Below are 25,186 nucleotides of genomic sequence, written 5' to 3'. Positions count from 1 at the left end.
TACCTTTCCAGAGCTATCGGCGGGTCGAATGGCGCAGCGCCGCTGCCTTTCCAGCGAGGCAGCGGCGCGTTAGGCTGAAAGGCACCGAACCGCTCACAAAGGTGTCTCATGGCTCCGATCCAGCATTTTGCGCCGCCGGCCGGCATCAAGTCTCCGCCGCTCTCCTTCGCCACGCGGGTTGGCGACCTGCTGTTCGTCTCGGGCATTCCGGGCTTTGACGACAAGGGCGCGCTGGCCGATGGTTTCGAGGCGCAGTTCGGCTTCGTCGTCGCCAACATCAAGCGTATCCTGGATGAAGCGGGCGCGACGTTTCGCGATCTCGTCAAGGTCAACGTGCTGCTGACGCGCGCCTCCGACGTCGCCGCCATGAACGTGCTGTATGCATCCGCCTTCGGACCCGCGCCCTACCCGGCCCGCACCACCTGCGTGGTGCAGGCGCTGCCCGATCCGAAGATGCTGATCGAGATCGAATGCGTCGCACAGATTTCCGGACGGTAATCGATGCTGACCCTCTACTCCTACCCCGAGCTGTTCGGCGTCGCCGACAATAACGGCTACGGGTTGAAGGTTTACGCCTTCCTCAAACTCGCAGGCGTCCCCTTCGTCCATGAACACATCTTCGACGCCTCGCCCGCGCCGCGCGGGCAATTGCCCTACATCGTCGACGACGGCGAGACTATCGGCGACAGCGAGACCATCATCGCCCATCTCGTCGGCAAGTATGGCCTGACCATCGATGCCGATCTCACGCCCGCCCAACGCATCGCCGACCATCTCGTCACGCGGATGCTGGACGATCTCTACTGGGTGATGTCGTATTCGCGCTGGAAGGACGACCGCTATTTTCCCGCGTTTCGCGACAGCTTCATGGCGCAACATTCGCAGATCGACGAAGCCGGCATGAACAAGGCCAGAGAATACAACGCCCAGCGCTATTATTTCCAGGGCATCGGCCGTTATGCGCCCGATCAGGCCTACGCGCGCGGGCTGGCTGATCTGCAGGTGTTGGCCGATCTCGTCCCTGCAGACGGCTATGCGCATGGCGCGAAGCCGACCAGCATCGATGCCGGCATCTACGGCTTCATCGCCAACATTCACTTCTTCCCGATCCCGACGCCGCTGAAAGCTTTCGTCACGGCCCATTCCAATCTCGTGCGCCATTGCGAAGCCATCCACGCGGCGATCAGCCGCTGAAGGTTTCGTCGGATCGTGCAGGGCGGATTGGCGACAGCGTAATCCGCCGTCCTTCCACGCGGAGAGACCGTGGCGGGTTACGCCTTCGGCTAACCAACCCTACGATCGTTTACGGCTTCGGCATGGTTTCTTTCAGCGCATCGCTGACGAAATCGGCGGCGTGGCGATAGGCGGCATCGTTGTCGCCGCGGAACGTCACGGTTCGTCGCATCAGCAGTTTCTCGGCTTCGAGATCGAGCAGCTGGATTTCGCCCCATTGCACCAGCGTGCTCATCTTGCGGATGCCGCCATAGACCACGAGCCGCGCGCCGGCCTTGCGCGCGGCGGCGATGAACACGTCCTGCGACATGCTGGTGGCGGTGCAGGGATGATCGCGGCATTCGATCGTCACCACGCGATAATCGCCCTGCGCCGCCAGATTGTCGCGCAGCATTTTTGCAAACGACGCGACGCGGGCGCGATGCTCCGCGCTCTGGTCCACGACCTCTCCGGACGTGTCGAAGTAATCGAAATCCGCCACCGCCACCGCGATCGGCGCGGCGGCGGACGATCCGCCTGCAAACGACAAGGCAGCCAGCGCGCACAGCATCGTCAGCACATGGCCGGCGCGGTAACGCCGGAGAAAGAAACGCCGCGGGATGATCGTCTGCATCATGCTTCGTATCCTCACCATCAGAACGCTGCCCCGCCGCCCCGCGGTTCGACCATAACAGGGGTTAAGGATTTCGCTAACCCACCGCGCATCGAGCTTTGAACCTTCTCGCGCGGCCCGCAACTCACTCGGGTAGCCGGGCCAATGCCCCGTGACTCAAACAGGAGATTGAAGATGCGTCGTATTTTTGGCCTTTGCGCCGTTGCCGCGATTGGTTTCACCGCACTTGCCGCGTCGAGCCCGGCCGAGGCCTCGTACCATCTGATCCGCTGGCAGGACACCGGCTTCTGCCAGATCTGGGACCAGAGCATCCCGACCGCGCCCTATCCCGGCAATTACACCGTGATCGTCGGCTCTGACGTGCCGACCTTCAGCCACGCGCTGGCGTTCAAGGATGGTTTGCTGCGCAACGGCACCTGCGCGTTCTGATCTGCTTTCGTAGCCCGGATGAGCGAACGCGATATCCGGGATTCACGAATTCGAGCTTTCCCGCATGTCGCTTTCACTCATGGGGCTACGGGAAAAGGCCGGCGAGAGGATTAATCGCCGGCCTTTTTCGCAAGCCGCATTGAACCAATCACGTATCATTTACAACAAAGGGATGCCCGGTCATCCCCGGCTGGGAGCCGCTTCCTCACATTCGTTGCGGGAAGCGCGGCGACGCATTTTCCAAGACAGGAGTATTTTTCCCATGCTTCGATTGACCGCCCTTGCTGCCACCGCCGGCCTTGCCTTCACTGCGCTCGTCGCGACCAGCCCCGCCGAAGCCGCCTTTCATCTGATCCGCTGGGAAGGCACCGGCGTCTGCCAGGTCTGGGACCAGAGCATTCCGACCAAGCCGACCCCGTCGAACTACAAGACCGTCAGCAAGCCGGTCCCGACATTTGTCGCCGCGCTTGCGGTGAAGGACGGCATGCTCAAGAAGGGCACCTGCAAGCTGTAAGTGCGAGTTGCGTAGGGTGGGCAAAGGCGCGTGAGCGCCGTGCCCACCTTTCTTTTTGCGATGGTGGGCACGCTGCGCTTTGCCCACCCTACGAAACCCGCCTTCCCTCCCATCTTGTGCACGCGGGCGCACTTGCTATCCTCTGGCAAAATCAAGCAAGAGGAAACGCCCCATGCCCCTTCTCCAAAATCACATCGCAGTCGTCACCGGCGCAGGCTCCGGCATCGGGCGCGCCATCGCGATCGGCTATGCGCGTGAAGGAGCGCGCGTCGTGCTGCTCGACCGGGACGAGAAGGCGGCAGCGGAAGCCGCCAAGGAAATCGGCGACAAGGCGATAAGCTTTGCGCTCGATGTCGCCAGGCGCGACGACTGCGTCGCGATGGCAAAGCAGATCGCCGACAAGGTCGGCGAGGTCTCGGTCCTCGTCAACAATGCCGGCATCGTGCGCCGCAACGGCATGCTGGGCGCGGCAGAGGCCGTGATCAGCGACTGGGAAGACATCATCGCCATCAACCTCACCGGCGTCTTCAACGTGACGCACGCCTTCCTCCCCGCCTTGCGCGCCAGCAAGGGACGCATCGTCAATATCGGCTCGATCCAGTCTTTCGTGCATGTGCGCACGCCGAGCTCGCCGGCCTACACCGCCTCCAAGCACGGCGTGCTGGGCTTCACCAAGGCGCTCGCCGCCGAACTCGGCAAGGAAGGGGTGCGCGTCAACGCGATCGGTCCCGGCTTCATCGCGACGCCGCTGAACGCCAATGCCCGCGCCAACAATCCGGAGCTGGTGAAGACATTCATGGACCACACCCCGCTCGGCCGCGCCGGCACCGCGGAGGACATCGTCGGCCCGGCGATCTTCCTCGCCTCCGATCTTTCGGCTTACGTCTCCGGCTCGATCGTGATGGTCGACGGCGGCTATCGGGCGGTGTGAGCTAAGGCATGATAGTGTAGGTGGATCCGTCGCCCTGGGGTGTGCGCACTGCGCGCCTCGAAGGGCGACGGCCACCGGCGCGCCCGGCGTCCCATATCCTAAGGTTTCGGAGGCTGTATCGGTTCAACCGCACGGCATTTGACAGCCGCGTTTCCCTTGGTCACCCTGCTCAAAAAGCCACCAGACGGAAACGCACCATCCATGTCCAACGCCCCGCATTTTGATATCGACGTTCCCGCCTTCTGGGCCGATCCCTATCCGGCCCTTGCAAAGATGCGCAAAGAGGTGCCGATCGCCTTCGTGCCGCAGCTCGGCTCGACGGTATTCACCCGGCGCGACGACATCTTCACCCAGGAGAAGCGCATCGACGTGTTCTCCTCGCATCAGCCGAACGGGCTGATGAACGTGCTGATGGGCCACAACATGATGCGCAAGGACGGCGATGCGCACATGAGCGAGCGGCAGGCGATGTTTCCCGCGGTGTCGCCGCGCACGGTGCGCGATACCTGGGTCCGCCAGTTTCAGGCCCATGCCGACCGCATCCTCGACGAACTGGTGCCGCAAGGCGCCGCCGATCTCTGCAAGACGCTGGCGCTGCCGCTGTCGGCCGAATGCCTGAAGGACGTCACCGGGCTGACCAACATGCGCTACCAGGACATGGACGCGTGGTCGCAGGCGATGATCGACGGCATCGCCAACTACACCGGCAACAAGGAGGTCGAGGCGCGCTGCCATGCGGCGACCGCAGGCATCGATGCCGCCATCGACGACATGATCCCGGTGGTGAAGAAACACCCCAACACCTCGATCCTCAGCGTGCTGCTGGTGTCCGGCCAGAACATGGACAGCATCCGCGCCAACATCAAGCTGGCGATCTCGGGCGGCCAGAACGAGCCGCGCGATGCGATCGCAGGGGCGACCTGGGCGCTGCTGACGCATCCCGAGCAGCTCGCGCTGGTGCGCGAGGGCAAGGCAAAGTGGATCGACGTGTTCGAGGAATACGCGCGCTGGATCGCGCCGATCCAGATGTCGCCGCGTCGCGTCGCCAAACCCTGGACGTATGGCGGCATCGACTTCGAGCCGGAAGACCGCGTGTTCTTCATGTTCGGCTCCGCCAACCGCGACGAGGCCTGCTTTGCCGAGCCGGATCGTTTCGACATCACCCGCGATACGCAAAAGAGCATCGCCTTCGGCGCCGGGCCACATTATTGCGCCGGCGCGTTCGCCTCGCGCGCGATGGTGGCCGACGTCGCGCTGCCGTGCCTGTTCGCGCGGCTGAAGGGCCTGCGGCTCGACAACAACGAACCGGTGCGGATCGGCGGCTGGGCGTTTCGCGGGTTGCTGAATCTGCCGGTGAAGTGGGACGCCGGCTGATCGATCGGCGAAAGCGTTACCGCGTCTCGCGGCCGGCGCCGTTATCGCCATTTCGCGGCAGCAGGTGCATGTGACGAAACACCCGGCGCATCGCGAGATACCAGAGGTAGCCTCCGAGGGTCCCGCAAACGGCAAGAAGGATGATGTAGGCGGGATGATACTCGCCGCTCCACCACAGCATGCCGCCGATCCAGAAGACGGCGAAGAAGATGGCGGCGAGCTTCAACCGCTTTTCCTGATCCATGACATCCCTCCGATGACTGAAGAAGGATGTCAGCATGATCGCCGCGACCTCGCCGCACCGCGAGGTGCATCACGCCACGCAGGAACCAGCTAGCCCAACCGCCGGCGCGAGCGCTCCTTCGCCTTCTCGGCTTCGATCTCGCGATCGCGCGGCGGCGCGTTGGTCTCAAGCGAAGCGAGCAGGCGCCGCGCGCTGTCGGAGACTTCGGACACCGCGCGGTTGAAAGCCTCGGCATTGGCCTGCGACGGCGAGTTGAAGCCGGAGAGCTTGCGCACGAATTGCAGCGCGGACGCATGGATCTCCGCATGCGTGGCCGGGGGCTCAAAGTTGAACAGCGTCTTGATGTTGCGGCACATGGTTCTCTCTTCTGCAGGGGTCGTCGATCAAGGACGAACGGCCGGTGCAAAATCCGACGGCGTGCCCTATTCTGTCATAAATCCAGTGGCACGTTCACCCCTGTCGGTACCTGCAAACAGCGAGTTCCCGATGACCCACGTGACCTACAAGATCGTCGAGCATGACGGCGGCTGGGCCTACACCGTCAACGGCGTGTTTTCGGAGCCGTTTCCAAACCGCGCTACGGCGCTGGCCGCCGCCCGGCGCGCCGCGACCGAGCAGCGGGTACCGGGCCGCACGGAGGTGATCGAATACGAAACCGCTGACGGACGATGGCTCTCGGAAACCGCCGCCGGCAACGACCGCCCAGAGACCGACGTGGAGGGCTAGGCGGCGCCGCGCGTCGATACATGGTTTCGTGATGTGGTGACGGTGAAACAGCCGGTGTGCTAAGTTCCCTGCAAGCGGTCCGCAAAGACGGCCGCAGCCTCGGGGAGATCATCATGAATCTGTCGCACGTCGCGCTGTCGGCCGCCGCACTGGCGCTCAGCACCATCACCGCTTTCGCCGCCGACTATCCCGCGCCGAAACAGGGCGAGTGGATCGCCAGGGACTTCAAATTCCACACCGGCGAGACGATGCCGGCGCTGCGGCTGGCCTACACTACCATCGGCGAGCCGACCGGGCAGCCGGTGCTGGTGCTGCACGGCTCGGGCGGCTCGGCGGCGAGCATGCTGACGGCGACCTTCGGCGGTGAATTGTTCGGTCCCGGCCAGCCGCTCGATGCCGCGAAATACTACATCATCATTCCCGACGGCGTCGGCCACGGCAAATCGTCAAAACCCTCCGACGGCATGAAGACCACGTTTCCGAAATACAATTACGAGGACATGGTCGACGCGCAGTATCGCCTGGTGACGGAAGGTCTCGGCGTCAAGCACCTGCGGCTCGTGATCGGCAATTCGATGGGCGGCATGCACACCTGGATCTGGGGCGGCAAGTATCCGCAATTCATGGACGCGCTGGTGCCGATGGCCTCGCAGCCGACCGAGATGGCGGCGCGCAACTGGATGCTCCGGCGGATGATGCTGGAGACCATCAAGAACGATCCCGATTACAATGGCGGCAATTACACCAGCCCACCGCGCATGATGAAATACGCCATCAACGCCTATGGCATCGCGACCGGGGGCGGCACGCTGGCCTATCAGGCACTGGCGCCGACGGCCGCGAAGGCCGACAAGATGGTCGACGACCGGCTGGCCACTGCTGTTACCGCCGACGCCAACGACTTCATCTACCAGTGGGAAGCCTCGCACGATTACAATCCTGCGCCGTCGCTGGAGAAGATCGCGGCCACGCTGCTCCTGATCAATGCCGCGGATGACGAGCGCAATCCGCCGGAAACCGGCGTCACGGATGCAGCGATGAAGCGCGTCAAGAACGGCCGGCTGTTCCTGATTCCGGCCTCGAACGAGACGCGCGGCCATCTCACGACGGGGAACGCAAAGTTCTACAAGAAGGAGCTGCAGGAGTTGCTGCAGACCGCGCCGCAGCGGGCGATGTAGGGGCCGAAGAGACCGCGATGTCTGCAAGCCGATTTCGCCGGATTGCGCTCGCGCTGCCTGATGCGGTCGAGAGCGCGCATCAGGGCAAGGCAGATTTCCGCGCGGGCAAACGCATCTTCGCGACGCTGGGCTATCCCGATAAAGACTGGGGCACGTTGAAGCTGACAGCCGAACAGCAAACGATGCTGGTCGAGGCGGAGCCCGATATCTTCCGTCCCGTGCCGGGCGGATGGGGCAGACAGGGTTACACCAATGTGCGCCTCGCCAAGGCCGATGCGACGACGTTGAAAAGCGCGCTGACGATGGCGTGGAAGAATGTCGCGCCGAAGGCTTCCGCGAAGCGGCGCGTGGCAAAGCAGCCTTGATTTCGCGCGCATCGACCTGCGGTCCCGCTCAATCCATCATCCATTGCGATAGGATCATTGAAACTTGGGGCAACTACCCCATGGGACGTTGCGCGCACGCTCCTTGTCGGGAGTGCCTTTCAGCCCAGTGTGGTGAACGGTCACTGCCTGCAGCCCGTATCGGTCGGTGGCGAGGTCATGAGAAAAGATCACGTCGATGGTCGTGTGCCACCATATCAGGCAAAGAACACACGCAGGCGCGAAACGCACTTGCGGCAGGTAGTATGTGAAATGGACGCTCGAAGCGCCGCGATCCCGACCCACATCAGGCACTTCTTGAGTCCGGACGTATTCTGCGCCCATGCTGCGCATGACGGCATGGCCCGCAGCCAGTTGGCGATCGACGGACGCGTCGGATCCTGCAATCTCTCGGACATGTGACAGGAGCTGATCATTGATATTACCGTTGAAGGATGCTGTCGGGCTTCGGAAGCCATTGTCCGAGGGCCAAAACACCCCATTCGACAGGCCGGGCCATACCGTCCAGCGTTGCGCGCCGGCCCGAGACAGAATGCGCTCGTATTCGACGTCGCTGATGGAGCCAATGCGGCATTTCTCCTGCCCGAAGAGTTCGGTGAAGCTGAAAGCCCAAAGCGCGATGGGGAGCGCAAACAGTAGCCCCACGGGTGAAAGCAGGCCTATCGCAATCTTCGGGTTTGCGCCCAACGCGTTTCCAATCGTGCGGCTCGTTCCACCAACCGCGGGCGACTGACTCGCATGTTAGGCGGCTTGCTGCGCCTGCACATCTCACCACGAACCACACGCAAGATCGATAGCACGTCGTCCGTGCTGCCCTTCCGCCTTCGCTAAAGCTGCGGCGGACAAATCGTTTCGCTCGCAATGCTGGAAGCCTTCCAACCTGGGGATGACGCAAAACCGGCGGGATGATAGCCTTGGCGCGAAATCGAAAGGAGCCGCCCTTGTCCGATCTTGCCCCTTCTGACCTCGCCACGATCTATCCCGCTCCCTCGCCCCGCGTGATCGCCAAGGCGCGGCCGGAGATCGACGCGCATGCGAAGAAGTTCATCGGCATGTCGCCATTCTGCGTGCTGGCGACCTCCGGCTCGGACGGCAGCGTCGATGCCTCGCCGCGCGGCGGCAATCCCGGCTTCATCCACGTCGCGGGGCCGAACGAGCTTCTGATGCCGGACCGTTCGGGCAACAACCGCATCGACAGTTTCCGCAACATCGTCGAGGGCTCGGGCTTCGTGCAGCTGATCTTCTTCGTGCCAGGGATCGACGAGACGCTGCGTGTCGGCGGCAAGGGCAAGGTCTCGGTGGACCCGGAGCTGATGGCGTCGATGATCGAATTCGGCAAGCCACCGCGCGCGGTGCTGCGCATCGAAGTCAGGGAATCATACTTCCATTGCGGCAAGGCGCTGATGCGCTCGAAATTGTGGGGGGCGACGCAGGTCGAGCGCTCGGTGATGCCGAGCATCGGCGAAGTCATCCACGACCAGACGGGCCTCGGCGCGCGCGAGAGCCAGGCGGAAATCTACGAGCGCTACAAGGAGCAGTTGTAGCAGGTCGTCATACCCCGCGAATGCGGGGTATCCAGTACGCCGCGGCTTTTCGGTTTAGCCACTGCCGTCTCTGGAATACTGGATCACCCGCCTTCGCGGGTGACGACAGTGGTGGGCATTGAGAGATCACCCTCCAGGGGAGGGTGGAAATCTCAGTCCCCGCTCTCCAATCCACCCACGTGCTTCTGGGTGTAGAGTTCGAGGCCGATGCGCTGGATCAGATCGAGCTGGGTCTCGAGGAAATCGATGTGGTGTTCCTCGTCCTTCATCAGGCTCTCGAACAGGTCGCGCGAGACGTAGTCCTTGACGCTGTGGCAGTAGGTTGCAGCCTCCTGGTAGAGCGTGCGCGCGGCGATCTCGGAAGCGAGATCGCATTCGATGATTTCCTTGACGTTCTGGCCGATACGCAGGGGATCGAGCACCTGCATATTGGGGAAGCCGTCGAGGAACAGGATCCGGTCGGTGAACTTGTCGGCGTGCTCCATCTCCTCGATGGATTCCTTACGCCAGACCTTGGCCATGTCGAGCAGGCCCCAATTGTTCAGGAGCCGGTAGTGCAGCCAGTATTGGTTAATCGCGGTGAGTTCGCTGCGCAGGCCCTTGTTGAGATAGTCGATGACTTTGGGATCGCCCTGCATGGTCCACTCCGATTTTTTCAGGCCAAACGCGGCCTGACACTGAATTTAGAATGTTTCTAAATCAGTTTGGAGCCAAGAGCAACCGTCCCGCAAAAAAAGCGGTGGGAACGGCGCAAATTTGGGGATTCGGCGGGGGCTTTTCAGCAGGCCGCGAGGGCGAACGCCGGGGCGGATTCCTGCGCCGGCTCGTCGTTGGCGGCGTGGCGGCTATGTGGGCAGCCGGAGCAGCATTCCTTGGCGCAGGCACCAAGCGCTTCGTCGATGATGGTCTTGATCGTGCGCGCACAGCGGCCGCACTCGGCGCTGCAGCCGAGGCACCCGTAAATCTGCTTGGGATTTCGCGGCAGGTCCGAAGCTGCACTCACGGCATTCCGGACATCGTGGTCGCTCAGGACGTTGCAGGAACAGACAATCATGAAACCGTTAAGACCTTCAGTGATGCGGCTTCATCGATATGGAAGAGCGCGGCGAGATGCAAAAGGAAAAGCCGCATTTTCAAGCAATTCCAAACTGATGCCGGGCAAACACTGGAATGAATCTAAATTGGCAGCGTTGCGGCAAATCAATTCGGCGCTGATCTGCCGGCGTTTCCGCCATCAATCGCCGCCACCGCCTCCGCCGTCGCCACCGCCTCCTCCGCCGCTATCACTGGATGAAGCGGAATCATGGGATGAGGAACTGTCGCTGCCGCCCCAGGAAAACAGGCTCCAGCCGTCGCCGCCGGAACCGTCGCTGGCAGTCGTGCCATAGCTGTCGCCGCCCGCGCTCTCGCGCCGCGGCTTGCGATTTTGCGCCCGGTTCATCAGCAGATAGCAGATCAGCGACGTTCCGCCGATCGCCACCATCAATGCCGCCATTCCACTCATCGTTGTCATGTCCTGCGTTCAATGACCAATAAGAACAATTCGGTATCTTCGCACCGCGAGTTGCCTCACCTCCCGATTTCGTCATCGCCAGAGGTCCCGGCGTTCATTGATTATTCAAGTGAACCGTGGAACTTTTGGCGCGACAAAACCGTGATATACTTCACGCTGAGAAAAGGTGAGCCCATGAAGAAGACATTGATGGCGCTCGGCGCTGCCGCCGCGTTGACCATTTCGGCCGTGGCTGTTCCCGCTCCGGCCCATGCACAGCGCGGCGTGGCCGCGGGCGTCGCGGCCGGCCTGATCGGCGGCGCCATTGTCGGCGGGGCGATTGCCTCCCAGAACGGCTATTACTACGGCGGTCCGGGCTACTATGCGCCTGGCTATTACGGCGGCCCGGCCTATGTCGCCGATCCCGGTTACGGCGAATCCTGCATCTGGCAGCGGCAGCGGTTCTGGGACGGTTATGGCTGGCGGGTCCGCAACGTCAGGGTTTGCGACTAAAACAGCCGTTCATCTTCATTAAATTTACGTCCCAACACTCCGGAAAGGCGCCGTCTTTCCGGGGTGCTTGCCTTCATCGGCCCAAAAATACCGTTTTTTTCGGCCACCGTTTGCGAACGTTTACTTTCGATTGACCCATGTGCGCTTTTTTAGCGAAGCGGCAGTTCGAAACAGCGTGTGAGTCATCCCTAAAACCCGGCGCCTGAAGGCGTCACTCCAGGAGAGCCCAGGACATGAAGAAGACATTTGCTGCCTTCGTCGCGGTCGCAACGATTGCCGGTTCGCTTGCCTCGACGCCCGCCAGCGCCCAGCGCGGCGTAGCCGCAGGCGTGGCGGCCGGCCTGCTCGGCGGCGCGATCATCGGTGGCGCGATTGCCTCCAGCCGCCCGGCCTACGGCGGTCCGGTGTATGTGGAAGAAGCGCCCTATCCGGCGTGCCGCATGGTTCGCGAGCGCTTCTGGGACGGCTACGACTGGCGCTATCGCCGCGTCGAGGTCTGCAACTGATCTGATCTAGCGCGTTTAATCAGAGCCCGGCCGCATCCTCGGCCGGGCTTTTTGTTTGTCGCGATTGTAGCCCGCATGAGCGCCAGCGACATGCGGGACTATTGCATCCGCGGATAGGCTTATCCCGGATTTCGCTGCGCTCATCCGGGCCGCCGGAGAACGACGTCAGCGTCCCCCACTCATCGAGCGCAGCACCGCTTCGCTCGGCCAGCAATCGACCTTGAGGCCGGCGGACTTCTGGTACGCCCCCAGCGCCGCGCGCGTGAGCATGCCGGCCTTGCCGTCGAGCTTGTCCTTGTAGAGACCGATGCGCGTCAGATGACGCTGCATGGCTTCGACATCGGCCGAACGCAACTGCGTCGACGCCGACCACGGCGTAGCGAAGGGCTGCGGACTTGTCATGCGGTCGGCGAGATGGCCGACGAACAGCACATAGAGATCGGAGAAATTGTATTCCTTGATGACGAAGTAGTTCTTGGTCGTCAGGAACGCCGGGCCGTAGATGCCCTCGACCTGCAACAGCGACGCCGGCTGCGCCTGCTCGGCCGCGCTCAATCGCTGCCCGCGTGCGGGCACGAAGCCGGCGCGCAGCCATTCGGCGATCGGCTTGGTCACCTCGGGCACGCCCATGGTGCAGTCGACATTGGCGGGCGCCTTCACTTCATAGGCCCAGCGCACGCCCGCCTGCCAGCCCTTGTTGACGAGCTGCTGTGCGGCAGAGGCCAGCGCATCCGGCACCGAGTGCCAGATGTCGACGCGGCCGTCGCCATCGAGATCGATGCCGTGCTTGTAATATTCCGATGGCAGGAACTGGGTGAGGCCGGTCGCGCCGGCCCAGGACGAGCGGAAATCCTTGCGCGCCACCACACCCTCGCCGAGAAGTTTGAGCGCCTGAATGAACTCGGTGCGATACTGATCCTTGCGCCGGCCGACATAGGCCTGCGTCGCGACCACGCGCAGCGTATCGTAAGGCAAGCGGTGGCGACCGAAATCGGTCTCGCGGCCCCAGATTGCGAGCACGATCGTGCCGGGTATGCCGAAGCGTTTCTCGATCTCGCCGAGCGCCGCGCGATGCTTCTGCATCAGCCTCTGTCCTTCGCCCGCCAGCCGCGCGATCGAGGATTCCTTCACATAGTCGGCCGGCACCTGCACGAACTCGGCCTGCGCCGGCGCGCCGGTGGCGGGCCGGCCGGGCAGCAAGAGATCGGGTAGTTTGTAGTCAGGCTCCAGTCCCTGCGTCTCGCGATCGAACGTCGCGCGCGACACGCCGGCCGCCTGCGCCTCCGGCCACAGCGAGGCGATGAACTGGATGAAGGCGGCGTCGGCGGAGAACGCCGGAGACGCCGTTCCGAACGTCACCGCAGTCGCTATCAAAATTGCGGCGATCGCTCCCGTTCGCAAAAGCAAAACTCCAACTGATTTACACGCCGCCCATCAATGCGAGATGGCCTGCTTGGCGTTTTCGGTGGAAACGTTCGACAACTTGTCGACATAGGCAATGCCAATCGCCGACAGAATGAAAACCGTGTGGATGATGGTCTGCCACATCACGCCGGTTTCAGTGTAGGCGCTCTTTCCCGAGGCCAATCCTCCGGCCTCGATGAAGGTGCGCAACAGATGGATCGACGAGATGCCGATGATCGCCATCGCGAGCTTGATCTTGAGCACGCTGGCATTGACGTGGCTGAGCCACTCCGGCTGATCGGGATGCCCTTCCAGATTGAGACGGGAGACGAACGTTTCGTAGCCGCCGACGATCACCATCACCAGCAGGTTGGAGATCATCACCACGTCGATCAGGCCCAGCACCGCCAGCATGATCTGCTGCTCGCTGAAATCGAAGGCGTGGGCGAACAGGTGCCACAACTCCTTCAGAAACAGCACCACGTAGACGCCCTGCGCGACGATCAGCCCGATATAAAGCGGCAATTGCAGCCAGCGTGAGCTGAAGATCAGCAGCGGGATCGGACGCAATCCCTTCCGCTGAGACACGGGCGGCAAGGGTGTTTCGGGGGTAAGGGACATCAGGGAAGGCTCGGCTTGCAGGGATTCGAATTGCGGAAGGCGGCTTATATCTACGCAATCTGACCGCACTGTGAAGCGACAACTGGCCGCAGCGCGGTCGCTGCGGCCACCACGCAAACGCCCTATTAGTTCACCGCGTCAGCTTCTTGTACTTCACGCGATGCGGGATGATGCTGTCCTGGCCGAGCCGGCGCATCTTGTCCTTTTCGTAATCCTGGAAGTTGCCTTCGAACCATTCGACATGGCTGTCGCCTTCGAAGGCCAGGATGTGGGTGGCGATGCGGTCGAGGAACCAGCGATCGTGGCTGATGATGACGGCGCAGCCGGCAAAGTCCTCCAGCGCCTCCTCCAGCGCGCGCAGCGTGTCGACGTCGAGATCGTTGGTCGGTTCGTCGAGCAGCAGCACGTTGGCGCCGGATTTCAGCATCTTGGCCAGATGCACGCGGTTGCGCTCACCGCCTGACAGCGCGCCGACCTTCTTCTGCTGGTCGGCGCCCTTGAAATTGAACGACGAGCAATAGCCGCGCGAATTGACTTCCTTCTTGCCGAGCAGGATCAGTTCGTTATTGCCTGAGATCTCCTCCCACACCGTCTTCTTGCCGTCGAGCGCGTCGCGCGACTGGTCGACGTAACCGAGATGCACGGTCTCGCCGACCGTGATGGTGCCCTTATCAGGCTTTTCCTGACCCGTGATCATGCGGAACAGCGTGGTCTTGCCGGCGCCGTTGGCGCCGATCACGCCGACGATGCCGCCCGGCGGCAGCTTGAAGGTGAGATCGTCGATCAGCTCGCGATCGCCATAGCCTTTGCTCAGTCCCTCGAAGTCGACGACGTTGGCGCCGAGCCGCTCCGCGACCGGGATGATGATCTGCGCGGTCTGGGTCTGCTTCTCGCTCGCCTGCTTCAACAGCTCTTCATAGCGCTGGTAGCGGGCCTTGGACTTGGCCTGACGCGCCTTCGGGGAGGATGCGATCCACTCCTGCTCGCGGGCCAGCGTCTTCTGATGGGCGGCCTCCTCGCGGCCTTCCTGCTCGAGACGCTTCTGCTTCTGCACCAGCCAGGACGAGTAATTGCCCTCGTAGGGAATGCCGCGGCCGCGGTCGAGCTCGAGGATCCAGCCGGTGACGTTGTCGAGGAAGTAGCGGTCGTGGGTCACGATCAGGATCGCGCCGGGATAGTTGCGCAAATGGCCTTCGAGCCACGACACCGACTCGGCGTCGAGATGGTTGGTCGGTTCGTCCAGCAGCAAGAGTTCCGGCTGGTCCAGCAGAAGACGGCACAGCGCGACGCGGCGGCGTTCACCGCCCGAAAGCTTGGTGACGTCGGCGTCGTCGGGCGGGCAGCGCAGCGCGTCCATCGCCTGATCGACCTTGCTGTCGAGATCCCAGAGGCCCTGAGCCTCGATCTCGTCCTGCAATTTGGTCATCTCGTCGGCGGTTTCGTCCGAATAGTTCATCGCCAGTTCGTTGTAGCGATCGAGGATCGCCTTCTGCTTGGCGACGCCCTGCATGACATTTTCGCGGACGTTGAGCGCGGGGTCGAGGTGCGGTTCCTGCTCGAGGTAGCCGACGCGGGCGCCCTCGGCGACCCAGGCCTCGCCGGTATATTCCTTGTCGAGGCCGGCCATGATCTTGAGCAGGGTCGATTTGCCCGAGCCGTTGACGCCGAGCACGCCGATCTTGGCGTCCGGGTAGAAGCTTAGATGGATGTTATCGAGCACCTTGCGGGTCGGGTAGCTCTTGGTCAGACCCTGCATGAAATAGACGAACTGGCGAGCCATCGCGCTTCCTTGAAACCGGAGGATTTATGGAAATTTTGCTGCCGCTGATGTAGCGGCGTGGCTCCCAAAGGGCAACCGCAGGAACCCGTTTTCCATCCGTTCACCACGGGTGAATACGGGTTGGTCACCATCCGGGCCGAGATCCCGACAATTGTAACCATCTTTTAATAAATCGGGCGAAAACTCGTTTTCAGCGCCGAAAAAGGCGTCTCAAAACAAGGGCCCGCGTCATGGCTACGATCGGTTCGGCATCTCTTTCCGTTCCGGCTCACATACACGCCGGACTGGTAAAACCGCTGGCAGAACTCCGCGCCTTCTGGCGGAAGTTTATCGCCATGGCGTTCAACCCATACCGCCCGGAACAACACTATATGCGCGGCCCGGGACCGGCCTGGCGCGCCAAGCAGGCTCGTCGCGACTAAGCGGGTTCGAGTAAATCTGAGAAACTGCCGGGACGCTCGCCGACCCCTCTGGTATCATGCATGGCGCCGATCCGGTGGTCAGGCGGCCTGCGAGCAAATTCAATGAACGGCATCCTGTATGTCTTGATCGGCGGATGTGTAGCGGGTGCGGCTGCGCTCGCTTTCTTCGAGGAGCAAGATATCGGAAGAATCAGCTCCGCGGATGTCGTCGTTTCCGTCGTGTTCTTGTCGGCGTTGGCGGCAACGGCTTGCATGCTGATTTATACGCGCCGAGGCAGAAAGTTGAAGTCGCGGCTTGAACAGAAGGCGATTGACGAGGACGATCGAGTCCGCACCAACGCCCGCACCAAAGGTGAAGTGCGACCGCCGCTTAATTCGTAGCCCCGGGACATCGGCTTCTTGCGCTGAGCCACGATACGCGCGACCATGGCGCTCCCCCGACGGCCATTCACCGTCATCCTCGCCATCAACGGATCTTCCCCATGACGCGGCTGCGCTGTGCAATCCTCGACGACTATCTCAATGTGGCGCTTTCGGTCGCCGACTGGTCCAAGGTCGGGGATCGGGTCGATATCACCGTGTTCAACCAGCCGTTTGCGACCGCGGAAGCCGCGGCCAGCGCGCTGAAGGATTTTGAGATCATCTGCGCGATGCGCGAGCGCACCCCGTTTCCGCGCACCATGTTTGCCGCGCTGCCCAATCTGAAGCTGCTGATCACCTCGGGCCTGCGCAATGCCGCCATCGATATGGAGGCCGCCAAGGACCACAAGGTCACTCTGTGCGGCACGCAATGGGGCCGCGACCCGACCGCGCCGCTGACCATGGGCCTGATCCTGGAACTGACCCGCAATATCGGCCGCGAGAACGCCCGCATGCATGCCGGGGAGCCCCTGCAGGCCCATGTCGGCATGGAGATCGAGGGCCGCACGCTCGGCGTCATCGGTCTCGGCAAGCTCGGCACCAAAGTGTCGAAACTGGCGCAGGCTTTCGGCATGCACGTGATCGCCTGGAGCCCGAACCTGACGCCGGAGAAGTGCAAGGAAGTCGGCGTCACCTATGTGAGCAAGGACGAGCTGTTCTCGACCGCCGACATCGTCACCATCCATGTGGTGCTGAGCCAGCGCTCGCGCGGGCTGGTCGGGGCCGCCGAGCTGGCGCGGATGAAGCCGACCGCCTACCTCGTCAACACCGCACGCGGGCCGATCGTCGACGAAGGCGCGCTGTTGGAAGCGCTGACGCACAAGAAGATCGCCGGCGCCGGCGTCGACGTGTTCGCAGTCGAGCCGCTGCCGGTCGACCATCCCTACCGCAAGCTCGACAACATGGTGCTGACGCCGCATCTCGGCTACGTCACCGAGGACAGCTTCCGCAACCACTACCAGCAGATGGTCGAGGGCATCGACGCCTGGTTCAAGGGCGAGCCGAAGCAGCGGCTGGCCTAGCTGAACTCAGTCAGGCTGCGTGCTGCGCGGTTGCGCCGCTGGCGACCTCCGCAAATCCCTGACGCCACGATGGATGCGCCGGCTGCCAGTCCAGCTCGCGCCTGGCCTTGGCGTTGGAGCCTGCCCGCACCTCGGTCATCATCGAAACCAGGTGCTCGCCGGCGAACAGCCGGCCTAGCCAGGCCGGCACGCGTATCGGCGGCCTGGCACCGAGCAAGGTGGCAAGTGCGGGCAGCCATTCGCTGACCGGCGCCGGGTCATCGTCGACGATGTTGTAGATTTCGCCTGGCTTGCCGTGCTCGACGGCGGCAACGGTCGCGGCAGCCGCATCCTCGACATGGATGAACGACCACCGTCCGCCACCGCCGCCGATCAGCGGCACGCGGCGGTGGCGCACTTGATCGATCATCGCGCACGAGAGCATGCCGGTGTCCGGGCCGTAGAACGATCCATATCGCAAGACGATCCCTTCCAGGTTTGCCGAGCCGGCAACGGCGCCCTCCAGATACTGAATCGCTTCCAGCGTGCGGCGCAGTTCCTCCGGCGGATCGGGGTCCAGCGCATCGGCCTCCGTCTTGATCGCTTCGCCGCCGCGGCCGTAGGTCCAGCCGCAGAAGCTCTGCGCGATGAAGCGCCTCGCGCCGGCTTCCCGTGCGGCCGCCAGGAGGAAGTCGGTGCCTTGCGTGCGCAACTTGTTGGTGGTGGCGAAGGCGCGATCGAAATGCCTGAGATCCGTGACCCCGGCGAGATCGGTCATCTGATCGATGATGATTTCGGGCTTCGCCGCGATCACGGCAGCGCGAATAGCCGGCGCGTCGAGCCCATCGGCGATCGCAGGTTCCGCACCCATCCGCCTGATGAGTTCGACCTTCGCTGCCATTCGCGTCGTACCGACAACGGAATGACCGGCTGCTATCAGCTGCGGAACAAGCTGGATGCCGACGGCGCCGGTGGCGCCCGCAACAAGAATTCGCATGGCGTGATCCTCACATTCGTTGCGACTGGCGGCAGGTAGTCGGAGCGAACGTGAAATCAAGCGGGCGAATGTCGCGATGGCGGAAATCTGTGCGAGCCGCGGAACTCAGATCGGGTCGGGACCCAGTTGCCACGCAAAGGCGACCCAACAAAAAAGGCGCGCCGTCGGCGCGCCTCAAATGCTGGTCCGGCAAGAGACCGTTCAGCGAATCGTAACCGGTGCGGGCAGCGGCGGAACGACCGTCTGCTGTGTGCCGGGAACCGGTGCCAGCTGGGCCTGCGCCGGTCCGGGGGCGGCAGCAGCGGGGCCGGCGGCAGCCGGGCCCGCGGCGGGCGGCGGCGCAGCGGATGCAGTGTTGGCGGGCGGCGGGCTGCCGGGCATCACCACCACGCGGGTGCCGACCTTGGCGCGTTCGAACAGGTCGGAGACGTCCTCGTTCAGCATGCCGATGCAGCCCGAGGAGACGAACTTGCCGATCGTCGACGGCTGGTTGGTGCCGTGGATGCGGTACACGGTCGAACCGAGATACATCGCGCGGGCGCCGAGCGGATTGCCGGGGCCGCCGGCCATGAAGCGCGGCAGATAGGGCTGGCGCTCGATCATCTCGGTCGGCGGATGCCAGTCCGGCCACTCGGCCTTGCGGCTGATCTTCTGCACGCCGTTCCAGGTGAACCCGTCGCGGCCGACACGGACGCCGTAGCGGATCGCGCGGCCGCCACCGAGCACGTAGTAGAGATGGGTATTGGCGGTATCGACGACGATGGTGCCCGCAGGCTCCTTGGTCGCGAAGGACACTTCCTGGCGGCGCAGATGCGGCGGAAGTTGCGCCGGACCGACTTCCGGCTGCTCTTCCGGCGGCAGCGCGGCGACTTGCACCGGCTTGCCGTCGGCGCCGATGGCGGGTTGCTGCGGGAGCGCACCGGTAGCTGCGGGCGCCTGGGCCGGTGCGGCGCCGATAGCCCCCGGCGGGCGCAGGCCCGCGCGGTCGTCGTTCGGATAGACGATGCCGGCGCCGGGAATACGGCTGTCACCGCGATCCGAATAGACCTGCTGCTGCGAAGCGGGCGGGCGGTCGGCATAGATCACCGGCGGCGGACCGGCCGGGCGGCCATAACGCGGATCATCGGGCGAAAGGACCGGACCGGTGGGCGCGGCAGCGGTGGCCGGGCGGCCATAGCGCGGATCGTCAGGGGAAAGGATCGGGCCCGTGGGCGCCGGGGCGCCACGGTCCGAGTAAACCGGCGCACCGGCGGGCCGACCATAACGGGGGTCGCTGGGCGACAGTACCGGACCGGGCGGCGGCAACGCGGCAGAACTCTGCGCGTTCGGCGCCTCGTCATCATCATCCAGCGCATCGAAATCAGGCGCGCTGGAGCCACGGCCTTCCTGGGCCGCGTAGCCGCCGGGCACGTACTGTCCCGGAGCTGTCGAATAGGATTGGCCTTGGTAGACTTGGCCTTGACCTGACGGATAGCCCTGCGCATGGGCCAGCGAGGTTCCCGCCATGGCAGCGGCGATGGCGGCACAAATCGTCAGAATGCGGTTATTCATCATCGCCTTTGTATAGACCCCAAAGCCCGACCGGACCGTTAACAGCAGATGACGGAAGATAGCGGCGCATTCAAGACAAATCCCGGAAACTCGGCCCAAACCAGTCATTTGTGATCGCCGCCTGGCTGCGGCAAAGATGCCTCAGGGCGGCGAAAATCGCCGATATCGCGTTGGCGAGCGACTTCAAAACGCAGATTTTGTAACAAAAAGCCGCCGGGCATTGAGATACTCTCAAATCGGCCTGATTCGCGCGCGCCGTCCCCGCGAAATCCAGCCGCACAGTGGTCACCGCGTTCCCTTGGCAATCAATAACCCTCCAGCGATCTCCAAGGAGGGGTGGAACTCGCGTCCATGCTTCCCGGCTTTCGTTTTCTGTTCACTGCAATCATCCTGTCGACGTCGGTCCTGATTTTTGGCCTGGGCGCTGCCGCGCTGCTGCGGGCCGCGCATGAGGAATTTGCCAACCTTCCCTCGCGACGGGCGGCGCCCGAGCCGATGTTTGCCCGTCAGACCGACGACTCGCTGCCGACGCTGGCGCTGCTGCGTGTCGATACGCCGGTCGTGGACAAGCCGGCAGAGAGCGTCCCGACTGCCGCCATTCCGGAAGCGCCCGCCGACAACCCGGTGACCATCGGGCAAACGCCGGACGCCGGACCGACCGAACCCGAGAAACTGGCTGCGCTGAAAACGGATGAGCCCGTGCAGGCCGAAGCTGCCAAGGAAATTGCCAAGGAAACTGCCAAGGAAACTGCCAAGGAAACTGCAAACGAAGCCGCCAAGCCGGAACCTCCGGCGCAGGAGGCAAGCGCCGAGACACCGCCCGCTCCGGCGCCCGCACCCGAAGCACCCGCGATCCAGGCGGAAGCGAAGCTTGCCGCCATCGCGGAAACGCCTCAGCCTTCGGCCGTGGCACCCCCGCCTCCGGCCGAGCCGGCGATGGCAGCGACCTCCCCCGAAGACGGCCCGGCTGCGCCCCGGATCGCGACGCTCGGCGGTCCCGCCGTCGTCGTGGATGAAAAGACATTGGCGGCCACCACGGAAGCGAAGCCGGACCGCAATGCCCTCAAGAAGCGGGCCGCGGAGCGCGCCCGGGAACGGCGGCAGCTGGCCGCGCGCCGCGCACGCCTGGCACGTGAGGCGGCGGTGCAGCAGCAGCAATTGCTGGCCAATCCGTTCGCGCAATTCCAGGCGCCGCGCGCAACGCGTTAGCCGGCTCGATCAAGAGATCAGGCCGGGCCGGTCGCGACCGGCGGGCCGTCGGCGGCGCCCCACTCCGTCCACGAGCCGTCATAGAGCGCCGGGTTCTCGACGCCGAGGCGATAGAGCGCCAGCGTCAGCACGGCGGCGCTGACGCCGGACCCGCAGCTCGTGACGATGGGCGCATCCAGCTTCACGCCGGCGCCGGCGAAAGCCGCCCGCAACGCATCGAGCGGTTTCATCGTGCCGGTCGCAGCATCGAACAGATTGTTGTAGGGCAGGCTGAAGCTGCCGGGGATGTGGCCGGAACGCAGCCCCGGCCGCGGCTCGGCGACCTTGCCCTGATAGCGCTCGTTGGTGCGGGCATCGATCACCTGCTCGGCGCGGCTTGAGAGATTGGCAACGAGCTGCTCCATGCTGCGTACGCGGCGTGCATCGAAGGTCGCCCTGAACGTCGAAGGTTTTGGCGCGACCTCGCCCTTCTCGACCTTGCGGCCTTCCGCGACCCACTTCTTCAGGCCGCCATCGAGGATGCGCACCTCCTTGCCGAACGACAGGAACATCCACCACACCCGCGGTGCGGCGACCCAGCCGCCGGAATCGTAGACCACGACAATGTCATCATTGCCGATCCCCAGCGTGCCGACATCGCCGCCGAATTGCTCGGCCGAGGGAAACATGTGCGGCAACGGGTTGGAATGATCGGATACCGCGTCGACATCGAAGAACACCGCGCCTGGAATGTGCGACGCGAGATAGTCGTCCTTCGGCAGCGGCAGCACGCCCGGCATCTTGAACGAGGCATCGATCACCTTGACGTTGGCATCGCCGATGTGCGCGGCGAGCCATTCGGTGGAGACGAGCGGGTCGGTGGTGGCGGGCATGGTGCAGATCCTTTCAGCATTCGTCATGGCCGGGCTTGTCCCGGCCATCCACGTCTTGCTTTCGGCCGTGCAGCCAAGACGTGGATGCCCGGGACAAGCCCGGGCATGACGGAGATAACGGAAAAGGGTTCGGATTACCCCTTCTTCTTCGGCTCCCACTTCTCGATCGGGCCGCCGGCGTCGCGCCAGGCGGCGAAACCGCCGCCCATATGGGCGACCGGCTTCAGGCCCATGTCTTGCGCGGTCTTGGCGGCGAGCGCCGAGCGCAGGCCGCCGGCGCAGTGGAAGATGAACTTCTTGTCCTCCTGGAAGATCGGCTTGGCGTAAGGGCTTTGCGGATCGATCCAGAATTCCAGCATGCCGCGGGTGCAGGAGAAGGCGCCGGGGATCTTGCCCTCGCGCTCGATCTCGCGGGGGTCTCTGATATCGACGATCACGACGTTCGGGTCCTGTGCGGCCTTGATGGCGTCAGCGGCGCTGACGGTTTCGATCGCGGCGTTGGCTTCGTCGATCAGGGATTTGATGCCGCGGTGGATGGTCTGGGGCATTGGACTGCGCCTTTCGTTGTTCTTGATCCGTCATTCCGGGGCGCGCGTAGCGCGAACTATGATGCGCAGTTGCGCATCTGAGAATCCAGAGGTTATTTCATCCGATCGAGATTCCGGGCTCGATGCTTCGCATCGCCCCGGAATGACGACGACCGCTACCGCACCAATTCCTTCATCGCGCCTTCGAGGCCTTCGATCGTGATCGGGTACATGCGGCCCGAAAGCAGCCGGCGGATGATGGTGGTGGATTCCGAATAGTCCCAGTGCTTCTGCGCCACCGGATTGAGCCACACCGTGTGCGGATAGGTGCGCGTGACGCGTTCCAGCCAGACCGATCCGGCCTCCTCGTTGACGTGCTCGACCGAGCCGCCCGGCACCATGATCTCGTACGGCGACATCGAGGCGTCGCCGACGAACACCACCTTGTAGTCGTGCGGATACTTATGCAGCACGTCCCAGGTCGGCGTGCGATCGGTGAAGCGGCGCTTGTTCTGCTTCCAGACGCCCTCATAGAGGCAGTTGTGGAAGTAGAAATACTCCATGTGCTTGAACTCGGACTTCGCCGCCGAGAACAATTCCTCGACCTGCTCGATATGCGAATCCATCGAGCCGCCGATGTCGAAGAACACCAGCACCTTGACCGCGTTGCGACGCTCGGGGCGCATGACGACGTCGAGATAGCCGTGGTTGGCGGTCTCGCGAATCGTGGTGTCGAGATCGAGTTCGTCGGGCGCGCCGGTGCGGGCGAATTTGCGCAGGCGCCGCAGCGCGACCTTGATGTTGCGGATGCCGAGCTCGACATTGCCGTCGAGATCCTTGAACTCGCGCTTGTCCCACACCTTCACGGCGCGGTTGTTGCGGTTCTTCTCCTGACCGATCCGGACGCCTTCCGGGTTGTAGCCATGGGCGCCGAACGGCGAGGTGCCGGCGGTGCCGATCCACTTGTTGCCGCCCTGGTGACGGCCCTTCTGTTCTTCAAGGCGCTTGCGAAGCGTCTCCATGAGCTTGTCCCAGCCCATGGCTTCGATCTGCTTCTTCTCTTCCTCGGTGAGGTATTTTTCCGCGAGCTTCTTCAGCCACTCCTCGGGGATCTCGGCCTTGTCCATGGCGTCGAGCAGGCTTTCCAGCCCCTTGAACACGGTGCCGAAGACGCGGTCGAACTTGTCGAGGTTGCGCTCGTCCTTCACCAGCGCGGCGCGGGAGAGGTAATAGAAATTCTCCACCGTCTGGTCGGCGAGGTCGGCGTCGAGCGCCTCCATCAGCGTCAGATATTCGCGCAAGGTCACGGGGACCTGGGCGTCGCGGAGCGATGTGAAGAATTGCAGGAACATGGATGACAGATTGCCCGCCGGGCCGCCAAGGTCAAGGGCGGAGCATGCCAAAGGCCAGCGCATAGCTGTCAGGCCTAGACCGGGGGGCTTTTTCAATTACAATTGAGCGGTAAAGGCTTTATTCCGGCAGGGGAAATTCAATGAGCATCATTGCGGCGCTGATCATCGGCGGTATTGCGGGCTGGCTTGCCGGGCTGATCGTTCGCGGCGCAGGGTTCGGGCTGATCGGCAATATCGTGGTCGGCATCATCGGCGCGCTGCTCGCGGGCTGGCTGCTGCCGCAACTGGGCGTCAGCCTCGGCGTCGGCTGGGTTCGCGATATCATCAACGCCACCATCGGCGCGGTGATCATCCTGGTGATCCTGTCGCTGATCAGACGCTGACGCAGCCGCCAGCTACTCCAATCGCGACCGCCGGACCGGCGGTCGTTTACTGTTCAGGCCGCGAGCGGCCCAAGAACTAGCAACAAGGCAAACGGATAGATGAAATTTACCGGCACCAAGGACTATGTCGCCACCGACGACCTCAAGGTCGCCGTCAACGCCTCGATCGTGCTCGAGCGCCCGCTTCTGGTGAAGGGCGAGCCCGGCACCGGCAAGACCGTGCTGGCGGAGGAAGTGGCTAAAGCGCTGGGCGCGCCGCTTCTGACCTGGCACATCAAGTCGACCACCAAAGCGCAGCAGGGCCTCTACGAATACGACGCGGTATCGCGCCTGCGCGACAGCCAGCTCGGCGATCCCCGCGTCTCCGACATCTCGAACTACATCAAGCGCGGCAAATTGTGGGAAGCCTTCACCCACGACAAGCGCCCGGTGCTTCTGATCGACGAGATCGACAAGGCCGACATCGAGTTTCCGAACGATTTGCTGCTCGAACTCGATCGCATGGAGTTCTTCGTCTACGAGACCGGCGAGAACATCAAGGCGAGCCTGCGCCCGATCGTGATGATCACCTCCAACAACGAGAAGGAACTGCCGGACGCGTTCCTGCGCCGCTGCTTCTTCCACTACATCAAGTTCCCCGACGCCGACACCATGGGCCGGATCGTCGACGTCCACTTCCCCGGCATCAAGAAGCGGCTGGTGGAAGAAGCGCTGCGCATCTTCTTCGAGGTGCGCGAAGTCCCGGGCCTGAAGAAGAAGCCCTCGACCTCGGAGCTGCTCGACTGGTTGAAGCTCTTGCTGAACGAGGACATCACGCCGGAAATGCTGAGGGAGCGCGACCCGCGCAAGCTGATCCCGCCGCTGCATGGCGCGCTGCTCAAGAACGAACAGGACGTGCACCTGTTCGAGCGGCTGGCGTTCCTCAGCCGCCGCGAAGTGTAATTCGCTGACGACCTACGGCGCCAGA

The 25,186-nt window shown here is 63.4% G+C and carries 33 protein-coding genes; 18 read left to right on the top strand and 15 right to left on the bottom strand.

All coding sequences use genetic code 11. The features are described 5' to 3' along the window. Nucleotides 1–108: 108 nt before the first annotated feature. Together LMTR21_RS07870 and LMTR21_RS07865 are read left to right on the top strand one after the other, a co-directional pair. Nucleotides 109–498 carry a RidA family protein gene (locus LMTR21_RS07870; RefSeq protein WP_065754911.1) on the top strand — a complete coding sequence of 130 codons (390 nt, stop codon included), beginning with the start codon at nt 109–111 and terminating at the stop codon, nt 496–498. Nucleotides 499–501: 3 nt separating this feature from the next. Continuing rightward, entirely contained in the window at nt 502–1,194 is a 693-nt protein-coding gene (locus LMTR21_RS07865; protein WP_065754910.1) for a glutathione S-transferase family protein, read from the top strand. A 109-nt stretch (nt 1,195–1,303) separates the two neighbouring features. Here LMTR21_RS07865 and LMTR21_RS07860 read toward each other — a convergent pair whose 3' ends face one another. Beyond that, nucleotides 1,304–1,849: a DUF2380 domain-containing protein gene (locus tag LMTR21_RS07860; protein WP_065754909.1), complete on the bottom strand. Its 546-nt coding sequence runs from the start codon at nt 1,847–1,849 to the stop codon at nt 1,304–1,306. A 171-nt stretch (nt 1,850–2,020) separates the two neighbouring features. Between LMTR21_RS07860 and LMTR21_RS07855 the strand changes: the two genes are divergently transcribed. The 4 genes from LMTR21_RS07855 to LMTR21_RS07840 all read left to right on the top strand — a co-directional run bounded on the left by LMTR21_RS07855 (nt 2,021) and on the right by LMTR21_RS07840 (nt 5,094). Beyond that, nucleotides 2,021–2,275 carry a hypothetical protein gene (locus LMTR21_RS07855; RefSeq protein ID WP_065754908.1) on the top strand — a complete coding sequence of 85 codons (255 nt, stop codon included), beginning with the start codon at nt 2,021–2,023 and terminating at the stop codon, nt 2,273–2,275. A 262-nt stretch (nt 2,276–2,537) separates the two neighbouring features. Continuing rightward, nucleotides 2,538–2,789 carry a hypothetical protein gene (locus tag LMTR21_RS07850; RefSeq protein WP_065754907.1) on the top strand — a complete coding sequence of 84 codons (252 nt, stop codon included), beginning with the start codon at nt 2,538–2,540 and terminating at the stop codon, nt 2,787–2,789. A gap of 172 nt (nt 2,790–2,961) precedes the next feature. Continuing rightward, entirely contained in the window at nt 2,962–3,720 is a 759-nt protein-coding gene (locus LMTR21_RS07845) for an SDR family NAD(P)-dependent oxidoreductase (protein ID WP_065754906.1), read from the top strand. Nucleotides 3,721–3,921: 201 nt separating this feature from the next. Then, entirely contained in the window at nt 3,922–5,094 is a 1,173-nt protein-coding gene (locus LMTR21_RS07840; RefSeq protein ID WP_065754905.1) for a cytochrome P450, read from the top strand. Nucleotides 5,095–5,110: 16 nt separating this feature from the next. On the opposite strand, the gene LMTR21_RS07835 is transcribed toward LMTR21_RS07840, so the two are convergent. Both LMTR21_RS07835 and LMTR21_RS07830 read right to left on the bottom strand, forming a co-directional pair. Beyond that, entirely contained in the window at nt 5,111–5,338 is a 228-nt protein-coding gene (locus LMTR21_RS07835) for a hypothetical protein (RefSeq protein WP_065754904.1), read from the bottom strand. Nucleotides 5,339–5,427: 89 nt separating this feature from the next. Beyond that, a complete protein-coding gene (locus LMTR21_RS07830; RefSeq protein WP_065754903.1) occupies nt 5,428–5,694 on the bottom strand; it encodes a DUF2277 domain-containing protein in 267 nt (88 codons plus the stop codon). A 130-nt stretch (nt 5,695–5,824) separates the two neighbouring features. Between LMTR21_RS07830 and LMTR21_RS07825 the strand changes: the two genes are divergently transcribed. From LMTR21_RS07825 to LMTR21_RS07815, 3 genes are all read left to right on the top strand, one after another. Next, entirely contained in the window at nt 5,825–6,064 is a 240-nt protein-coding gene (locus LMTR21_RS07825; protein ID WP_065754902.1) for a DUF2188 domain-containing protein, read from the top strand. Nucleotides 6,065–6,177: 113 nt separating this feature from the next. Then, nucleotides 6,178–7,242: an alpha/beta fold hydrolase gene (locus LMTR21_RS07820; protein ID WP_065754901.1), complete on the top strand. Its 1,065-nt coding sequence runs from the start codon at nt 6,178–6,180 to the stop codon at nt 7,240–7,242. 17 nt (nt 7,243–7,259) lie between these two features. Further along, nucleotides 7,260–7,607 carry an MmcQ/YjbR family DNA-binding protein gene (locus tag LMTR21_RS07815; protein WP_065754900.1) on the top strand — a complete coding sequence of 116 codons (348 nt, stop codon included), beginning with the start codon at nt 7,260–7,262 and terminating at the stop codon, nt 7,605–7,607. A gap of 54 nt (nt 7,608–7,661) precedes the next feature. Here LMTR21_RS07815 and LMTR21_RS07810 read toward each other — a convergent pair whose 3' ends face one another. Further along, nucleotides 7,662–8,312 carry a hypothetical protein gene (locus tag LMTR21_RS07810; RefSeq protein WP_065754899.1) on the bottom strand — a complete coding sequence of 217 codons (651 nt, stop codon included), beginning with the start codon at nt 8,310–8,312 and terminating at the stop codon, nt 7,662–7,664. A gap of 254 nt (nt 8,313–8,566) precedes the next feature. Here LMTR21_RS07810 and LMTR21_RS07805 point away from each other — a divergent pair, with 254 nt between their 5' ends. Then, entirely contained in the window at nt 8,567–9,169 is a 603-nt protein-coding gene (locus LMTR21_RS07805) for an MSMEG_1061 family FMN-dependent PPOX-type flavoprotein (protein WP_065754898.1), read from the top strand. 152 nt (nt 9,170–9,321) lie between these two features. Here LMTR21_RS07805 and bfr read toward each other — a convergent pair whose 3' ends face one another. From bfr to LMTR21_RS07790, 3 genes are all read right to left on the bottom strand, one after another. Continuing rightward, on the bottom strand, nt 9,322–9,807 hold the full coding sequence (gene bfr / locus LMTR21_RS07800) for a bacterioferritin (RefSeq protein ID WP_065754897.1): 486 nt from the start codon (nt 9,805–9,807) through the stop codon (nt 9,322–9,324). A gap of 140 nt (nt 9,808–9,947) precedes the next feature. Beyond that, nucleotides 9,948–10,223 carry a (2Fe-2S)-binding protein gene (locus LMTR21_RS07795; RefSeq protein WP_065754896.1) on the bottom strand — a complete coding sequence of 92 codons (276 nt, stop codon included), beginning with the start codon at nt 10,221–10,223 and terminating at the stop codon, nt 9,948–9,950. A gap of 180 nt (nt 10,224–10,403) precedes the next feature. Beyond that, nucleotides 10,404–10,682, bottom strand: a complete 279-nt coding sequence (locus LMTR21_RS07790; protein ID WP_187399323.1) for a hypothetical protein — start codon at nt 10,680–10,682, stop codon at nt 10,404–10,406. A gap of 174 nt (nt 10,683–10,856) precedes the next feature. Between LMTR21_RS07790 and LMTR21_RS07785 the strand changes: the two genes are divergently transcribed. Further along, nucleotides 10,857–11,174, top strand: a complete 318-nt coding sequence (locus LMTR21_RS07785; protein ID WP_057839272.1) for a hypothetical protein — start codon at nt 10,857–10,859, stop codon at nt 11,172–11,174. A 233-nt stretch (nt 11,175–11,407) separates the two neighbouring features. Then, nucleotides 11,408–11,680, top strand: coding sequence for a hypothetical protein (locus tag LMTR21_RS07780; protein WP_065744450.1), 273 nt, complete (start codon nt 11,408–11,410; stop codon nt 11,678–11,680). 165 nt (nt 11,681–11,845) lie between these two features. On the opposite strand, the gene LMTR21_RS07775 is transcribed toward LMTR21_RS07780, so the two are convergent. From LMTR21_RS07775 to ettA, 3 genes are all read right to left on the bottom strand, one after another. Next, nucleotides 11,846–13,066, bottom strand: a complete 1,221-nt coding sequence (locus LMTR21_RS07775; RefSeq protein WP_430642578.1) for a lytic murein transglycosylase — start codon at nt 13,064–13,066, stop codon at nt 11,846–11,848. 48 nt (nt 13,067–13,114) lie between these two features. Then, nucleotides 13,115–13,705: a TIGR00645 family protein gene (locus LMTR21_RS07770; protein WP_065754894.1), complete on the bottom strand. Its 591-nt coding sequence runs from the start codon at nt 13,703–13,705 to the stop codon at nt 13,115–13,117. A gap of 130 nt (nt 13,706–13,835) precedes the next feature. Continuing rightward, on the bottom strand, nt 13,836–15,485 hold the full coding sequence (ettA, locus tag LMTR21_RS07765) for an energy-dependent translational throttle protein EttA (protein ID WP_065754893.1): 1,650 nt from the start codon (nt 15,483–15,485) through the stop codon (nt 13,836–13,838). Nucleotides 15,486–15,715: 230 nt separating this feature from the next. On the opposite strand from ettA, the gene LMTR21_RS40755 reads away from it, so the two are divergent. The 3 genes from LMTR21_RS40755 to LMTR21_RS07750 all read left to right on the top strand — a co-directional run bounded on the left by LMTR21_RS40755 (nt 15,716) and on the right by LMTR21_RS07750 (nt 17,349). Continuing rightward, complete coding sequence (locus tag LMTR21_RS40755; RefSeq protein ID WP_084030825.1) at nt 15,716–15,907, top strand: hypothetical protein; 192 nt, start codon at nt 15,716–15,718, stop codon at nt 15,905–15,907. 102 nt (nt 15,908–16,009) lie between these two features. Further along, on the top strand, nt 16,010–16,288 hold the full coding sequence (locus LMTR21_RS07755) for a hypothetical protein (RefSeq protein ID WP_065754892.1): 279 nt from the start codon (nt 16,010–16,012) through the stop codon (nt 16,286–16,288). A 101-nt stretch (nt 16,289–16,389) separates the two neighbouring features. Next, a complete protein-coding gene (locus LMTR21_RS07750; protein WP_065754891.1) occupies nt 16,390–17,349 on the top strand; it encodes a D-2-hydroxyacid dehydrogenase family protein in 960 nt (319 codons plus the stop codon). 10 nt (nt 17,350–17,359) lie between these two features. Here LMTR21_RS07750 and LMTR21_RS07745 read toward each other — a convergent pair whose 3' ends face one another. Beyond that, entirely contained in the window at nt 17,360–18,325 is a 966-nt protein-coding gene (locus LMTR21_RS07745) for an NAD-dependent epimerase/dehydratase family protein (protein ID WP_065754890.1), read from the bottom strand. A gap of 201 nt (nt 18,326–18,526) precedes the next feature. Continuing rightward, nucleotides 18,527–19,879 carry a L,D-transpeptidase family protein gene (locus tag LMTR21_RS07740; RefSeq protein WP_141688476.1) on the bottom strand — a complete coding sequence of 451 codons (1,353 nt, stop codon included), beginning with the start codon at nt 19,877–19,879 and terminating at the stop codon, nt 18,527–18,529. Nucleotides 19,880–20,227: 348 nt separating this feature from the next. On the opposite strand from LMTR21_RS07740, the gene LMTR21_RS07735 reads away from it, so the two are divergent. Then, nucleotides 20,228–21,085 (top strand): prolipoprotein diacylglyceryl transferase, encoded by an 858-nt coding sequence (locus LMTR21_RS07735; RefSeq protein WP_148635940.1) that lies wholly within the window; start codon nt 20,228–20,230, stop codon nt 21,083–21,085. 17 nt (nt 21,086–21,102) lie between these two features. Here the strand turns inward: LMTR21_RS07735 and sseA are convergent, their stop codons facing one another. The 3 genes from sseA to LMTR21_RS07720 all read right to left on the bottom strand — a co-directional run bounded on the left by sseA (nt 21,103) and on the right by LMTR21_RS07720 (nt 23,836). Then, nucleotides 21,103–21,957, bottom strand: coding sequence for a 3-mercaptopyruvate sulfurtransferase (sseA, locus tag LMTR21_RS07730; RefSeq protein ID WP_065754919.1), 855 nt, complete (start codon nt 21,955–21,957; stop codon nt 21,103–21,105). Nucleotides 21,958–22,091: 134 nt separating this feature from the next. Next, nucleotides 22,092–22,505 carry a rhodanese-like domain-containing protein gene (locus LMTR21_RS07725; RefSeq protein WP_065754888.1) on the bottom strand — a complete coding sequence of 138 codons (414 nt, stop codon included), beginning with the start codon at nt 22,503–22,505 and terminating at the stop codon, nt 22,092–22,094. 155 nt (nt 22,506–22,660) lie between these two features. Next, complete coding sequence (locus tag LMTR21_RS07720; RefSeq protein WP_065754887.1) at nt 22,661–23,836, bottom strand: vWA domain-containing protein; 1,176 nt, start codon at nt 23,834–23,836, stop codon at nt 22,661–22,663. Nucleotides 23,837–23,976: 140 nt separating this feature from the next. On the opposite strand from LMTR21_RS07720, the gene LMTR21_RS07715 reads away from it, so the two are divergent. Together LMTR21_RS07715 and LMTR21_RS07710 are read left to right on the top strand one after the other, a co-directional pair. Continuing rightward, nucleotides 23,977–24,219 carry a GlsB/YeaQ/YmgE family stress response membrane protein gene (locus LMTR21_RS07715; protein WP_057836459.1) on the top strand — a complete coding sequence of 81 codons (243 nt, stop codon included), beginning with the start codon at nt 23,977–23,979 and terminating at the stop codon, nt 24,217–24,219. Between the two features lie 99 nt (nt 24,220–24,318). Beyond that, on the top strand, nt 24,319–25,161 hold the full coding sequence (locus LMTR21_RS07710) for an AAA family ATPase (protein ID WP_065754886.1): 843 nt from the start codon (nt 24,319–24,321) through the stop codon (nt 25,159–25,161). Nucleotides 25,162–25,186 lie beyond the last annotated feature (25 nt).

Origin of the sequence: Bradyrhizobium paxllaeri (assembly GCF_001693515.2) — a bacterium.
Taxonomy (GTDB): Bacteria; Pseudomonadota; Alphaproteobacteria; order Rhizobiales; family Xanthobacteraceae; genus Bradyrhizobium; species Bradyrhizobium paxllaeri.
The sequence above is the reverse complement of the archived record's forward strand: the minus strand, read 5'-3'. Positions and strand labels throughout refer to the sequence as shown.